This window comes from Halomonas sp. KO116 (assembly GCF_000734975.2).
GTDB lineage: Bacteria > Pseudomonadota > Gammaproteobacteria > Pseudomonadales > Halomonadaceae > Vreelandella > Vreelandella glaciei.
On sequence record NZ_CP011052.1, the window covers coordinates 2,015,722 to 2,030,446 of the forward strand.

13 protein-coding genes are annotated in these 14,725 nt (G+C 54.6%); 8 read left to right on the forward strand and 5 right to left on the reverse strand.

Going from position 1 to position 14,725, the window contains the following annotated elements; translation table 11 throughout:
• Positions 1-27: 27 nt before the first annotated feature.
• From KO116_RS09325 to KO116_RS09335, 3 genes are all read left to right on the forward strand, one after another.
• Positions 28-885 (forward strand): bifunctional transcriptional activator/DNA repair enzyme AdaA, encoded by an 858-nt coding sequence (locus KO116_RS09325; RefSeq protein WP_035557159.1) that lies wholly within the window; start codon positions 28-30, stop codon positions 883-885.
• A 41-nt stretch (positions 886-926) separates the two neighbouring features.
• On the forward strand, positions 927-1,439 hold the full coding sequence (locus tag KO116_RS09330; protein ID WP_035557161.1) for an O-acetyl-ADP-ribose deacetylase: 513 nt from the start codon (positions 927-929) through the stop codon (positions 1,437-1,439).
• 141 nt (positions 1,440-1,580) lie between these two features.
• Positions 1,581-3,047: a cobyric acid synthase gene (locus KO116_RS09335; RefSeq protein ID WP_035557165.1), complete on the forward strand. Its 1,467-nt coding sequence runs from the start codon at positions 1,581-1,583 to the stop codon at positions 3,045-3,047.
• Here the strand turns inward: KO116_RS09335 and KO116_RS09340 are convergent.
• Positions 3,007-3,405 carry a RidA family protein gene (locus KO116_RS09340; protein WP_035557167.1) on the reverse strand — a complete coding sequence of 133 codons (399 nt, stop codon included), beginning with the start codon at positions 3,403-3,405 and terminating at the stop codon, positions 3,007-3,009. The genes KO116_RS09335 and KO116_RS09340 overlap by 41 nt on opposite strands.
• Positions 3,406-3,576: 171 nt before the next feature.
• Here KO116_RS09340 and KO116_RS09345 point away from each other — a divergent pair, with 171 nt between their 5' ends.
• Together KO116_RS09345 and KO116_RS09350 are read left to right on the forward strand one after the other, a co-directional pair.
• Positions 3,577-4,140, forward strand: a complete 564-nt coding sequence (locus tag KO116_RS09345; RefSeq protein WP_035557170.1) for a hypothetical protein — start codon at positions 3,577-3,579, stop codon at positions 4,138-4,140.
• A gap of 125 nt (positions 4,141-4,265) precedes the next feature.
• On the forward strand, positions 4,266-4,799 hold the full coding sequence (locus KO116_RS09350; protein WP_035557172.1) for a cytochrome b: 534 nt from the start codon (positions 4,266-4,268) through the stop codon (positions 4,797-4,799).
• 16 nt (positions 4,800-4,815) lie between these two features.
• Here KO116_RS09350 and KO116_RS09355 read toward each other — a convergent pair whose 3' ends face one another.
• The 3 genes from KO116_RS09355 to KO116_RS09365 form a co-directional block, all read right to left on the reverse strand.
• Positions 4,816-5,997: a vWA domain-containing protein gene (locus tag KO116_RS09355; protein WP_035557175.1), complete on the reverse strand. Its 1,182-nt coding sequence runs from the start codon at positions 5,995-5,997 to the stop codon at positions 4,816-4,818.
• 3 nt (positions 5,998-6,000) lie between these two features.
• The gene (locus tag KO116_RS09360) at positions 6,001-6,855 is read right to left on the reverse strand and encodes an AAA family ATPase (RefSeq protein ID WP_035557178.1); all 855 of its coding nucleotides are present in this window, start codon (positions 6,853-6,855) and stop codon (positions 6,001-6,003) included.
• A gap of 109 nt (positions 6,856-6,964) precedes the next feature.
• Entirely contained in the window at positions 6,965-8,947 is a 1,983-nt protein-coding gene (locus KO116_RS09365; RefSeq protein ID WP_035557182.1) for a sigma-54-dependent Fis family transcriptional regulator, read from the reverse strand.
• Between the two features lie 288 nt (positions 8,948-9,235).
• Here KO116_RS09365 and KO116_RS09370 point away from each other — a divergent pair, with 288 nt between their 5' ends.
• The 3 genes from KO116_RS09370 to KO116_RS09380 all read left to right on the forward strand — a co-directional run bounded on the left by KO116_RS09370 (position 9,236) and on the right by KO116_RS09380 (position 13,286).
• On the forward strand, positions 9,236-11,050 hold the full coding sequence (locus KO116_RS09370; RefSeq protein ID WP_035557184.1) for an NAD(P)/FAD-dependent oxidoreductase: 1,815 nt from the start codon (positions 9,236-9,238) through the stop codon (positions 11,048-11,050).
• Between the two features lie 16 nt (positions 11,051-11,066).
• Entirely contained in the window at positions 11,067-12,143 is a 1,077-nt protein-coding gene (locus tag KO116_RS09375) for a 2,3-butanediol dehydrogenase (RefSeq protein ID WP_281372579.1), read from the forward strand.
• Positions 12,144-12,689: 546 nt separating this feature from the next.
• Positions 12,690-13,286: an OmpW/AlkL family protein gene (locus KO116_RS09380; protein ID WP_008956408.1), complete on the forward strand. Its 597-nt coding sequence runs from the start codon at positions 12,690-12,692 to the stop codon at positions 13,284-13,286.
• A gap of 139 nt (positions 13,287-13,425) precedes the next feature.
• Here KO116_RS09380 and pepQ read toward each other — a convergent pair whose 3' ends face one another.
• Positions 13,426-14,724, reverse strand: a complete 1,299-nt coding sequence (pepQ, locus tag KO116_RS09385; protein ID WP_035557187.1) for a Xaa-Pro dipeptidase — start codon at positions 14,722-14,724, stop codon at positions 13,426-13,428.
• Position 14,725 lies beyond the last annotated feature (1 nt).

A 14,725-nucleotide genomic window follows, 5' to 3' on the forward strand; every position in this document is an offset into this window, starting at 1 on the left:
TAGCCTGAAACGGCTAGAGAGATAAACATGAACGATTATGCGCGTATCGAAAAGGCCATGACCTACATGGTTGCCAATGCCACTGAGCAGCCTGATTTGGAAACAGTGGCCGCTCACGTTCATATTAGTGCCTTCCATTTCCAGCGGCTGTTTTGTCGTTATGTGGGGATTAGCCCTAAACGATTTTTACAGGCGCTAACGCTGGAGCGGGGTAAACAGTTGATGCACTCCTCTACTTCGTTGCTGGATATTGCTCATACCCTGGGGCTCAGCGGCGGCTCACGGCTTTATGATCACTTTGTTCAGCTAGAGGCCGTTACGCCTGGGGAGTATAAGCGCCAGGGTGAGGGCGTTGAGATTACTTATGGGGTTCATGAAACGCCTCTTGGCAGCATGTTTGTGGCAATGACGCCCCGTGGTATTTGTCGCATGGGCTTTATCGATACCACCAGTGAAGAAGAACTGCTGACAAAGCTAGCCATGGAGTGGCCGCGCAGCACCTTCCACCCTAACCGAGTTGCCACGCGCTATGCGGTGGAGGCGATTTTTGCCAAGTCAGAAGAGGCGCCGGCTGCTTTGTCATTGCACGTGACGGGCACCAATTTTCAAATTGCCGTGTGGCGGGCACTACTCACTATTCCCGAAGGCCAGCTGGCCAGTTACTCGCATATCGCTAGGGCATTAGGCACGCCAAAATCCTCCCGTGCAGTAGGTAATGCCGTAGGCGCTAACCCGATCGCGCTGTGGATTCCCTGCCACCGGGTGATTCAGCAAAGCGGTGCGCTTGGTGGCTACCGGTGGGGTGTTGAGAAAAAGCGGATGGTGCAAGCCTGGGAGCTGGCGCAATTGAGTGCTTCAACCCCTGAAGTAGAACTTTCTCTCTAACGCAGTCGCGAAGTAAAGATGAAGTAAAGAAGGAGATTTTTATGAACATCAACGCCATTCAAGCGGATATAACACGCCTGAAGGTCGATGCAGTTGTGAACGCCGCGAATACCTCACTACTTGGGGGTGGCGGTGTTGACGGCGCTATCCATCGCGCTGCGGGGCCTGAACTGCTGACAGCCTGCAAGGAGCTAGGCGGCTGCGCGACAGGAGAAGCCAAGCTGACGGATGGTTTTGAGTTACCGGCCCGCTATGTCATCCATACGGTTGGCCCGGTGTGGAAGGGCGGAGAACAAGGCGAGGAGGCACTGCTTGCCTCCTGCTATCGGCAGTCTTTAGCGTTGGCGGCTACCGTGAATGCTGACACAGTGGCTTTCCCAAGTATCAGCACCGGCGTGTACCGTTTTCCCATCCAGCAGGCCGCGGCGATAGCCGTCTCAACGGTTAAAACGGTGTTGAAGAAGTACCCAAGCGTTGAGTCGGTGACATTCTGCTGTTTTTCGGCTGATGATTTGGCGGTTTATCACGCGTGTCTTAATCAATTAACCGATTAGTGACGTAAAACGGAAAAGGGCATGGGTAGAGCTAGATAGTGGTCGTACGATGATCGATATGTCTGGAAACGGATAGACACATTGCGCCGTTTATCACCTCCCGCTACAGTCTCGACCTTGTTCACCTGGGCGAGACTCTTTATGGCCACACTGATGATTCAAGGCACCACCTCGGATGCAGGTAAAAGCACTGTGGTGGCTGCGCTCTGCCGCGCGCTGGCAAGGCGTGGTATATCAGTGGCGCCGTTCAAACCCCAGAACATGGCGCTGAATAGCGCCGTGACCAGCGATGGTGGCGAGATTGGTCGCTCCACGGCCTTACAAGCACAAGCCTGCTATTTAGCACCCCACAGCGATATGAATCCGGTACTGCTAAAGCCGGAAACCGATCGCGGCGCCCAGGTGATTTTACGTGGCAAGGTACATGGCCATATGGACGCGCTGGATTACCACGCTTTCAAACGTACCGCTCAAGAGAGCGTAATGGCCGCGTGGCAAGCGTTAGAAAGTCGTTTTGACGTGATTATTGCTGAAGGCGCTGGCAGCCCCGCTGAAATCAATCTACGCGAGGGCGATATCGCCAATATGGGCTTTGCCGAAGCGGTTAACTGCCCGGTTTTGTTAGTAGGCGATATTGACCGCGGTGGTGTATTTGCCCAACTGGTAGGTACGCTGGCGCTGTTGAGTGAGAGCGAACAGGCGCGCACCAAGGGTTTTATTATCAACCGCTTTCGGGGAGATATTGCGCTCTTAAATCCTGGACTTGAGTGGTTGGAGGAACGCACGGGAAAACCCGTGTTTGGAACATTGCCTTATCTGCAGGGGCTGGTACTCGATGCCGAAGACAGCATTGGTTTAACCCACGCTAAAAAGGCCAATGAAACGCTTAACGTGATCGTTCCCGCGCTACCGCGCATCAGTAATCACACTGACTTTGACCCTCTGCGGCTACACCCCCAGGTCTCGTTGTCGTTTATCCGGGCCGAGCAACCAATACCCGCCGCCGATGTGATCATTCTGCCCGGAAGTAAAAGTACTGCCAGTGATCTTGACTGGCTGAAACGCCAGGGCTGGGATAAGGCAATCCAGCGTCATTTGCGCTATGGCGGCAAAGTGCTGGGTATTTGCGGTGGCTTTCAGATGCTGGGCGAATGGGTAGATGACCCAGAAGGTTTGGAGGGAAAACCAGGAACCGTAGCAGGATTGGGATTTCTAGCTCTCACAACGCGCATGGTCGCTGGCAAGCAGTTGCGCAACGTGAGCGGGATAGTGGTAGCCGATGGCGCTTCAGTTACTGGCTATGAAATTCATAACGGCGTTAGTGAAGGTCAGGCGCTTAGTTCGCCGCTATTTGAGATAAACGGTCTACCTGAAGGTGCGGTTAGTGAGGATGGCCAAATCATGGGTACTTATCTGCATGGCTTATTTGATCACCGAGAGGCCTGCCAAGCCCTACTGAAACAGTTGGGCCTGGTTAATGGGGAGCAGAGCGATTATCAGGCTCACCGTGAACGTGAGCTTGATCGTTTAGCCGATATGCTGGAAGCCCACATTGATATTGAGGCGGTTATTGCTCTGATTGAAGCTGGCGCTTCGCCATCACAGTGATTTCAATACTGCTTCCACCGTAGAGGTTAGGGGATTCGGTGCAGGTGCGGGCAGGGTAGCGTCCAGGTTCAAAGTACTCCGCGTAAACACTGTCCATGTCTTGGATAGCGTGTAGATCCGTGAGGTGGATATCCACCCGCACTATGTCCGCTAAGCTGCCGCCTTCCATTTCAAGCATGCGCGATAGCGCGCGCATCACAAGGCGGGTCTCTTCTTTAACGTCGCCTTTGACGGCGTGGCCGTTAGAGAGATCGTCAACGGTCAGTCCTGAAATAAACACATAGTGATCATCGACTACCATGTGGCTACCGGGAAAGCTTGGTGTGGGCATGGTAGGGTCATTCATAAAAGTGGGCATACTAGCTCCTTCTAAGTGATGTTCACGCTTACAATTCTCTTCGACAGATTGTTAACAGTAGTGTTCAGTATCAGTAAAAATGAATGGACGTTGTGGTGAGGCACGTCGCGCTGTCAAAACGGTGATGTTTGCTCTAGGCTTGCGGGTTTTTAGTCGGTGAGGATGATTCAAATGAAGGTCGTACACGTTAACGCAGAAGCCCAGCGCAACGCCTGTCTGGCGCGATTATGCGCTGAGGTTTACGGACAAGAGGCGGGTCTTACGCCGCTGGTCGTGTTCACCGGGACCTGCAGTGTGTTTTTTCCGCAAGAAGCAGCGCGGCTGTTTGCTGCTGTTGATGGGCAGGGTAAACCTCAAGCGCTGGCGCTGCTAGTGCTGGACGAGGAGGGTGAGGGCATGGCGGTGACTCACGCCTGCGCGCTTGACCAGGCAGATGCTCAGCAGCGGTTAATCAGCGAACTTACTCTGAAAGCGCCGCTACGTGTCGAAGTGGATAACGCCGAACAAGAAGCGTTCTATCAAAAAAGTGGCATTAAGCGCTGGTTCGGCGGGGTGGATGGAAAGCGTATTGGCTTGGGCGCTCGCCATCCTGCCAAGAGTATTCGCGAATTGGCGCCTACCCTGGTGTTGGATGAAGCGCTTATCCTGCGTCGCTTTAAACATGACCCTAAGGCGTTTGAGGCTGCCAAGCAGGCCTTTTTGAAGGGCTTAAACGATTTCCCGCAGTCGCTTTAATAGCCCTTAGGAAACGTTGCGTTCCAGTTTGTGCAACCAAGTTGCACGTTGTTGCCATGTTATTTACGTGTTGCCCCAATAAAATAAGCATCACGACTAGCTTATTAAAAGAAGGGAGAAGCTGCGTGGCATTACCGATAATGGATAACAGTCAACGTTACGGTGCGATTAGCCGCTTGTTGCATTGGGGGATGACGCTACTGTTTGCTTGGCAGTTTACGAGTGCCACGGCGCACTGGCTTTTTCCGGACACACCCTTTGAAGCGTTCTTCTGGGGAACCCATTACCCAGTGGGTGTATTGCTACTGACCTTAGTCGTACTGAGAACGATATGGGCGTTAGCCAATGCGTCGCGTCGCCCGCCATCGGTGAGCGTTATGGCAAAGCTGGGCCATCTTGCACTCTACGGCTTGATGATCGCGATTCCGACGATTGCACTTATTCGCCAGTACGGTTCGGGCCGTTCGCTTGAGATGTTTGGAATTAATCTGATGTCAGGTTTTGAGGGCGAGGAGATCACCTGGATGACGGATCTCGGCGGTTTGCTCCACGGTGAGCTGGGCTGGACACTGCTGGCGCTGATAGTAGGGCACATCGTGATGGCCATTTTGCATCGCAAGCTGACTCACCACGATGTGCTGACGCGCATGGCCAGATAATAGCCGGATAATTAGACTACTTCTTTGCTAGCTCGCGCATGGCGGTTTCCAGGCCCTCCATGGTCATGGGGTACATGCGGTCATCGATGATCTCGCGGATCAGTTGGGTCGAGTAGGTGTACTCCCAGGCCCGGGGCGGCATCGGGTTAAGCCACGCCAGGCGAGGAAACGTTTCGCATAAACGCTTAAGCCACACGCCGCCCGCTTCGTCGTTAAAGTGCTCTACGCTACCGCCGGGGTGTGTGACTTCATAGGGCGACATGGCCGCGTCACCGACAATCACTACCTGGTAATCCGCACCGTAGGTGTGCAATACATCCATGGTCGGGATCCGCTCGTTACCCCGACGCATATTGTTTCGCCAAACCCCTTCGTAAAGGCAGTTATGGAAGTAGTAGTGCTCCAGATGCTTGAACTCTGAGCGGGCGGCAGAGAACAGTTCTTCGCAGACGCGAATATGGTCATCCATCGAGCCGCCCACATCCAAAAACAGCAGCACCTTCACCGCGTTATGGCGCTCTGGGCGCATCTGCACGTTGAGTAGCCCGGCATCTTTGGCGGTTTCGCGGATGGTACTATCCACATCGAACTCGTCCTGCGCGCCCTGGCGGGCAAACTTGCGCAGCCGCCGCAGCGCCATCTTGATATTGCGGGTGCCTAGCTCCAGCGAATCATCGTAATCCCGAAAGCGTCGCTCGTCCCAGACCTTGGTGGCGCGGCGGTGGCGCGAGCCATCCTGACCAATACGAATGCCCTCTGGGTTGTAGCCGTAGGCCCCGAAAGGGCTAGTGCCACCGGTGCCGATCCATTTATTGCCCCCCGCGTGGCGCTCTTTTTGCTCCTCCAGGCGTTTTTTAAACGTTTCGATGAGTTCTTCAAGGCCACCCAGAGATTCAATCTTGGCTTTCTCTTCGTCGGTCAGCTGCTTCTCAAACTCCCGTCGCAGCCAGTCATCGGGGATTAGCGCTTCAATAGCGGCGTCCATGTCCTCGAGGCCTTTAAACCAGGCGGCGAAGGCACGATCAAAGCGGTCAAAGTGGCGCTCGTCTTTGACCATCACCGTGCGGGCCACCTGATAGAAGGCCTCCATGTCGGCGAACACCACGCCGCGTTCCACTACAGCATGAAGATCTAAAAGCTCGCGCAGTGAGGCGGGCACGCCCGCGCGCTTTAACGTTTCGAATAGGCCGATAAACATGGCTTAGCGGCCTGTGCCTTTCTGACGACGGATCATAAACGCCAAGCGCTCGAGCAACTGGGTGTCCTGCTCGTTTTTGACCAGGGCGCCGGCCATCGGCGGCAGCGCTTTGGCCGGGTCGCGGTTGTAGAGCGCTTCTTGAGCAATATCGTCAGCCATCAGTAGCTTGAGCCAATCGACCAGTTCAGACGTTGACGGCTTTTTCTTAAGGCCTGGCGCTTTACGCAGCTCGAAAAATACCTCTAGGGCTTCGCTGACAAGCCGGGAGGCGATATCCGGGAAGTGCACATCGACAATCGCCTGCATGGTCTCGCGGTCGGGGAACTCGATGTAGTGGAAAAAACAGCGGCGCAGGAACGCATCCGGCAGCTCTTTTTCATTATTCGAGGTGATGATGATAATCGGGCGCTGCTCGGCGCGGATGGTTTCGCCAGTTTCGTAAACGTGAAACTCCATACGATCCAGCTCTTGGAGCAGGTCGTTGGGAAATTCGATATCGGCCTTGTCGATCTCGTCGATCAATAACACCACGCGCTCGTTGGCGGTAAAGGCTTCCCACAGCTTGCCGGGCTTGATGTAGTTAGCGACATTCTCTACACCTTCAACGCCTAGCTGAGAGTCACGCAGGCGGCTGACGGCATCGTACTCGTATAAACCCTGGGCCGCCTTGGTGCTGGATTTGATATGCCAGGTAATCAACTGGGTATCAAGAGACTCGGCCAGTTCTTCGGCCAGCAGGGTTTTGCCGGTGCCCGGCTCGCCTTTGATCAATAGCGGTCGTTCGAGCACCACGGCAGCATTCACCGCCTGCTTAAGCGCATCGGTTGCGATATAGGAAGAAGTGGAGTCAAACGCCATGGGAGAGCCTCGGCTTGTCGAAAGCGGGTTTATAAATGGATAAACGAGTTCAAACAAGTGTACGTGAGGGTAAACCCCAAGGCCAACTAGCGGATTAACACATTTGCGCTTAGCCCTGCCAATTTGGCGGCACTATGCCTTGGCGCTGCATTTGCCGGTACACGGTAGGCCGCGAAACCCCGAGAGCGCGGGCTACCGCGCTAATGTTCCAGTGCTGCTCCTTGAGCATTTCCAGCAATGTGTGATCAGTGTCGCGACCAGCGTCTGCAGGCTGGAAAGTTGCCTGCCGCGTGATGCGCTGGCTTAGGCACTGCTCGGGTAGGTCATGTACGGTGATTTCGTCGCTTTCTGAGGTGGCCAGTGCAAACGCCAGCGCATTCTTTAGCTGGCGGATATTACCGGGCCAGGCATAGGCGAGCAGGGCGCTGATGGCATCGGCCCGCAGGCGCGGTGATTGGTTGGAGGCTCGCTCTTGGATGATGTCGTCAAATACACGGCGGATAACGTAGAGCTTATCGGCGCGGTCGCGTAGCGCGGGCAGGCGCAGTTGGGCCCCGTTAAGGCGGTAATAGAGATCTTCGCGGAACTCACCTTGCTGGATCATCGCATCGATATTGCGATGAGTGGCGGTAATCACCCGAATATCGACCTTCTCGGGCGTATTGGCACCCAGTGGCATGACTTCCCGTTCTGCCAGCACGCGCAGCAAGCGGGTTTGCAGGGCCAGCGGCATATCGCCGATTTCATCTAAAAACAGTGTGCCGCCGTGGGCCTGGGGGATCAGCCCGCGCATACCTTTGGCGCGCCCGCCGGTAAAGGCGCCGGGCTCGTAACCAAACAGCTCGCTTTCGATCAGCGCTTCGGGAATGGCGGCACAGTTTACCGCGATAAAGGGGCCTTTAGATCGGTTGCCGCTGTCATGCAGGGCACGGGCAACGACCTCTTTGCCGGTGCCGGTTTCACCGCTAATCAGTACATTGACGCTGGCTTCGTTGCGCAGCCGCTCAGCCAGCTTCTGCACTTTGCGCATGGCTGGGTCGTCGGCACCGAGGCGTACCAGTGCTTCCGGCAGGCTGGAGGGGAGCGATTGCGCTTGCTGAGCAAGTCGAGGACGGCGTGGCTCCAACAAGCCAATAAAGTAAATCGTGTTGTCGACCCTGGCGCGAAAAGCACGCAGTTGATCGTCGGTGGCGCTATTAATGCTGAGCACATCGGCGATCTCGCACTCGAATAGCTCCCCCAGCATTGGGGTGTGATGGGCTGACCAGGGTGGCCAACGGCGCTGGTGTTCACTTATCAGATCACGGCCCACTGCGTTGGCAGCAATCACTTGCCCGTTCTCTTCAATAGCGATGAGTCCGCGTCCATTTACATGCACAAACTCTCGCGAGGTATCCAGGCGCACCATTAGGCAGTCACGGTAGCGCTGGAGAAAATAGGCGTCCTCGATCATTCGTGCGTAGAGCGTCACCAGCGAAAGGCTGAAGTTCTGACTCTCATGCTGGGTAGGCGATTGCAGCGCAGAGATATCCAGCACGGCCATGACGTTGCCCTGGGGGTCGGCGATGGGCGCGGCAGTACAGGTAAGCGAAATATGCGAGGCGTCGAAGTGCTCCTGGCGGTGGCAAATAATCGCTTGGCGGTCGTGCAGGCAAGTGCCCACGGCACAGGTACCCGCGAAGCGTTCGTCCCAGTCGGCACCGAGATAAAGGCCCGCTTTGCGCAATTGCTGGTCTTGGTTGGGGTCGCCACGAAACTCGACGGTTATCCCGCGGTGGTCGGTGAGCAGTAGCACGTAGCCTAGTTGCGCAATTTGCTGATAAAGCTGGTCAACCCCGGCTCTTGCCACGTGCAGTAGTTCATCCACGGATTCCCGGTGCTCGATCAGGATTTGTTGAGGCACCACCCGGGCTGGGCGTGGCTGAGTGGGATCGAGTTGGTACTCGTTTAGGCAGCGCAGCCAGGAGCGTCGAATAGTCTGCTGGGCGGGTAGCTGTGGCATTTCCAAGCCTTCGCCGAGCTGGAAAATATGCTCGATATGCTGGCGTTGGACGGATGGCAGCCGTGCGGGCTGGGACGATTGAGTGGGCATGGCGTGGTTCACCGTGGGGCTTGTTATTGTCCTTCCAGCCTATGCGCTCTGGCGTGGGTGTCAACGCAGCGCTATTACGCCGTTAGTCGTGCGTTACACCTGTAACGTTGTTTACAACTAGATGTGACAGGTGTACGCCTTAGGCAACGCCTAATCGACAACTGTTTTTTTAAATTTATTCATATTTTTCATATGCTTGTGGTTTATCTGAAATGATTGGCACGGCGGGTGCTTAGAGTTGAGTGTCTCACCAGCAATTCAACAATAACAAACGATGGAGTTCTCGCTATGTCCGAGATATCGGCACAAACCCAGCAAACCGCCACGGCCACTGTTCAAGGGTGGCTGAGTGATTTTGATAAAGCGCTGCAAGGCCAGGATATTCAGCGTGTTTTGTCGCTATTTAATGAGGAGTGTTACTGGCGCGACTTTGTAACCTTTACCTGGAATTTAAAAACCTGTGAGGGAAAAGACGCTATTCAGGCCATGCTCAATGCCACCCTGGAGAACGTGCGTCCTTCGAACTGGCAGCTAGAAGGCGAAGCTGCCCAGAACGGCGACACCAGTGAGGCGTGGTTTACCTTTGAGACAGCGGTCGCCAGCGGCAAAGGCTACTTGCGCCTTAAAGACGGCAAATGTTGGACGCTGTTAACCACCATGCAGTCACTGCACGACTTTCCCGAGCCGCGTAACCACAACCGCCCAAAAGGGGCCGAGCACGGGGCCAATAAGCAGCGTGAAACCTGGTTAGAGTCACGGGAGCGCGAAGAGGCAGAGCTTGGCTACACGCAGCAGCCGTATTGCGTTGTTATTGGCGGCGGCCAGGGCGGTATTGGTTTGGGCGCGCGGCTGAAGCAGATGGGCGTGCCGACCATTATTATCGAGCGCAACGAGCGAGCCGGTGACTCCTGGCGCAAGCGCTATAAATCTCTCTGCCTGCACGACCCGGTGTGGTACGACCACCTACCCTATATTCCCTTCCCGGAGAACTGGCCGGTGTTTGCACCGAAAGACAAGGTGGGCGATTGGCTGGAAATGTACACAAAGGTGATGGAGCTCAATTATTGGAGCTCCACTGAGTGTCAGAATGCACGCTATGACGACGCCGCAGGCGAGTGGGTGGTTAACGTTAAGCGCAACGGCGAAGAGATCACGCTACGCCCGAAACAGCTGGTAATGGCCACCGGGATGTCGGGTATGCCCAATGTGCCGACATTTCCCGGCGCGGAAAGCTTTGCAGGTGAGCAGCAGCACTCCAGCCAGCACCCGGGGCCAGATGCTTACGCGGGCAAAAAGTGCGTAATCGTGGGCTCCAATAATTCCGCTCACGATATTGCCGCGGCACTCTGGGAGCACGACGCCGATGTGACCATGCTGCAGCGCTCATCCACCCATATTGTGAAGTCGGACTCTTTGATGGAGGAAGTGCTGGGGCCGCTCTACTCCGAAGAAGCGGTGGCTAATGGCTTAACCCACGAGAAGGCTGATCTGATTTTTGCCTCGATTCCCTACAAGGTGCTGCCAGATTTTCAGCGTCCGGCGTTTGAGGCAATCAAACAGCGCGACGCCGAGTTCTATCAGAAGCTGGAAGACGCAGGCTTTCTACTCGACTTCGGTGATGATGAGTCTGGGTTGTTCTTGAAGTACCTGCGCCGGGGCTCGGGTTACTACATCGATGTGGGCGCCTGTGATCTGGTCGCCAGTGGCGATATAAAACTGCGCAGCGGCGTAGGGATCGAGCGTATCAACCCTCACTCCATCACACTCACCGATGGCAGCGAGCTAGAAGCAGATTTGATCGTCTACGCCACCGGTTATGGCTCCATGAATGGCTGGGCGGCGCGGCTTATCTCCCAGGAAGTGGCGGATAAAGTGGGCAAGTGCTGGGGCTTGGGCTCTGACACCACCAAAGACCCCGGCCCTTGGGAGGGCGAGCTGCGCAATATGTGGAAACCTACCCAGCAGGAGGCGCTGTGGTTCCACGGCGGCAACCTGCACCAGTCGCGGCACTACTCACACTATTTGGCGCTGCAGTTAAAGGCACGCATGGAGGGGCTGGAAACGCCTGTCTATGGCCTGCAGCCGGTTCACCACACGTCTTAACAAGGAAGGGTAACCCATGAGTCAGTCCATCAGTCAGCAAACGATGCAGGCCGCGGTTTGGTATGCAGCAAAAGATTTACGCGTTGAGCAAGTGCCGGTTCCCACTATCAGCGACTCCCATGAAGTGAAGGTGAAAGTGGCTGCCTGTGGTATTTGCGGCAGTGATTTACATGAGTATGCTGCCGGGCCGATTTTTATTCCGGTAGGTAAGCCGCACCCGATCAGTGGCGAGCAGGCGCCGATCATCATGGGCCATGAGTTCGCTGGGGAAGTGGTCGAGGTCGGCGAGAAAGTCACGCGGGTGAAGGTAGGCGACCGCGTGGCCATTGAGCCGATTCTCTCACCCAATAAGGATGGCGCCTACTTAATGGAGCGCTATAACTTAACACCGCTATTGGGCTTTCATGGCCTCTCTGGCGGGGGCGGTGGCTTTTCGGAGTTCACCGTCATGGGTGAACATATGGTGCATAAGCTGCCGGATGATCTTAGCTACGAGCAAGGCGCGCTGGTCGAGCCTGCGGCGGTAGCGTTGCATGCGGTGCGCCAAAGCTGCCTGAAAGCGGGGGATAGCGCGGTAGTATTTGGCGCTGGGCCGATTGGCTTGATGACGATTGAGGCTCTCAAGGCCGCAGGCGCTGCTCAAATATATGCCGTTGAGGTCGCGCCTTCACGGAAAGCCAAAGCCGAAGCGTTAGGGGCTATTGTGGTTGACCCGCAACAGGAGGATGCGGTTGCGAAGCTACAAGTCTTGAGTGGTGGCGGGGTAGACGTGGCGTTTGAAGTCACCGGCATTCCTGCCGTGCTGAATCAGGCGCTGCATAGCACCCACGAAGGGGGTGAAGTGGTGGTGGTGAGTATTTGGGAAGGAGAGGCCAGCTTTCAGCCTAACGACCTAGTCATCCAAGAGCGCACCATGAAGGGCATTATTGCCTATCGCCATGTTTACCCCGCGGTAATGGCACTGATGCAGCGAGGCTACTTCCGCGCCGAGGACATGGTGACCCAGCGCATTCCACTGGCGGATATCGTGGAGGAGGGCTTTGAGGCGCTGCTAAACGACAAAGCCCAAGTGAAAATTATCGTGACACCCTAGCCACTATCTTGAGGATTTTTAAGCGCTAACGAACTCACATGATTCTTTGTGATGCACAAAGGCTGAAAATTGCGCAATGGTGGTGCACTTTATTTGTTGCAGTGCGAGAAAGATCAATGCGAATCAAGTGGTATTATATTAAGCTGTTGTTTTATGGTTATTTTTTAAAAAGTGGCACGCAGATCGCAATATATATGGCAAAGGGTGATTGAATAGAGAGGCACCATTCACTATCTAGCTTCTCTGCCTTCTTCATCCACGTTGTTACCACCTGGTAGCAACACACCGAGTGAGCTGGCGTGCTCCACCTGGGTCCCCTTCGGGGGACTTTTTTTATGCCTGTATTTTATGTCTTAGTTTCATGTTTGAGCTTTATGACCGAGTTTTATAAATAGAAAAACTATCAGGGCGCACTTTCTTATAACAATATTTCACAAGACATTTGGAAACAGTGTTCGTATACTACACTCTGTATAGGAAAGTTGGATAGCAACTACCGCAATCCGCAAGCGCAAGGAACTGCGCGCTGCATAGAGGACGACCCTTATGAGTAATATGAAACTGATTTCTGCTGCTGTAATCGCTGCCGGTTTCGCACTGGCAAGCCAAGCGGCTCTCGCTTATAACGCTGGCGATGTATTCGTTCGTGGTGGTGTTGCCCAAACGGATACGGGGTCAGGTAATGGCAATCTGAATGGTGATTCACTGAACGTGCAGAGCGCTCGCGGCTTCACCTTTGGTGCAGGTTACCTGTTTACTGATAAGGTTGGCGTTGAACTCAACAGCTCTGAGAAGTTCGAGCACGATCTGAACACCTCTGCTTTAGGCGATGTGGGTAGTGTTGATCGTCTGCCTGTTAATCTACTTGTGAATTACTACCCGATGGGTGGCTTGGATTCACGTGTACAGCCTTACGTTGGTGCTGGCCTTAACTACACACGCTTCTCTGGCGAGCCGAGTGGTGTGAACGTTGATGAAAGCTACGGCGCTATTGGGCAAGTAGGGGTTGATCTGGCCGTGACTGATAATATTATGCTCAATGGTTACGCAAGCTACGCTGACGTGAACGCAGATATCAACGTCGGTGGTGAAGTTGACATCGAACCCGTCACCATTGGCGGTGGTGTTACTTACCGCTTCTAAGCTTTACCTAGATTTTAGCTTTGCCTAGATTTTAGCTTTGCTAAGCCTTCTGAAATAGCACTACGCCCGGCTTTGAGCCGGGCGTAGTGCGTTGTAGAGAGGCGATTAGCAAGACGATGCAAAAAAAGTTATAGAGGGCTTATGGCGTTAAGTTATCAAAACCGCTCTCTGTCACTGCTACGTTATCTTCGATACGAATACCGCCACAGGATGAGAGTTGGTCGACCAGCCGCCAGTTAACGGGCAGTGAGGTGTTGCGCAACGGGTCGAGCAGCATGGCGATAAAATAGAGCCCGGGTTCAATGGTAACGACCATGCCAGGGCGCAGAGTGCGCGTAAGCCGTAGCGCTGGGTGCTGCTCTGGCGCAGGGGCGGGTGTCCCATCCGAGTGACGTAACCCGGCAACATCATGCACTTGAAGGCCCAGCGAGTGGCCCAGTCCATGAGGGCAGAATAGCCGCGTAACGCCCTCGGCAACCGCTTGATCTGCGGTGCCTTTGAATAAACCGTGGGCCACCAATATCTCAGCTAGCTGTTGATGCATTTGCTCATGTAGGGCAATAAAGCTAACGCCTGGTGCAACGCCTTTCACAAGCTCATCTTTTAAATCATGCATGGCTGTGATCAGTTCGCCAAACGCAACGGGGGCATCGGGGCCAGCGTAGGCGCGAGTAATATCAGCGCAGTAACCACGAAACCGTCGACCAGCATCTACTAGCAGGCTGTAACGCCGTTTAGGCGCGTTCAGGTCGTAATGCTGGTAGTGCAATACACCCGCGTGCTCATTCAAACCGATGATATTTTGGTAAGGTACGTTCGATTCGCGCTGACGACTGGCACCTAAGTAAGCCAATTGAATATCCAATTCACCGGAGGCGCCAATAAACGCTGCTTGCGCTGCTTGATGGCCCGCTATCGCTAGGCGGTTGGCTTCACGGATACAGGCGATCTCATAGGGCGTTTTAAATAGCCGTAATTCATCCAGTGAATTCACCAGCTGCTCAGGCTGACGTTCGGCTTGCATCGTCTGCTGATGACTGGCTTCGAGTTGGTCAGTATCGCCGATAATGGCAGCATTACCGATCAAGGGTGGCGTGATTTTGTCGTTGCAAAAGTGAACATCGAAGGCGGCCACCCAAGGTTCTTCGGGAAGATGAGTGGGTAAATGCCAAAAATCGGCGGGCGCATACAAGTATAGCTGTGGGCGCTTTTCTGGCTGAATAATCAGCCAGCTATGCTGTACATCGGCTAAGCCCACCCAGTGCATGAAATGGCCGTAAGTCTGAAAGGGGGGCGTATGATCATCAGCAAAATGCATGCTGGCATGACCACTGTAAATCGCTAGGCTATCAAATCCATGTTCGGTCAACATCGACGCATAGGCGCGCTGAAGGTGGGCTATGTGATCGAGTTGCAAGTTAAAAAGAGTGCTCGACATG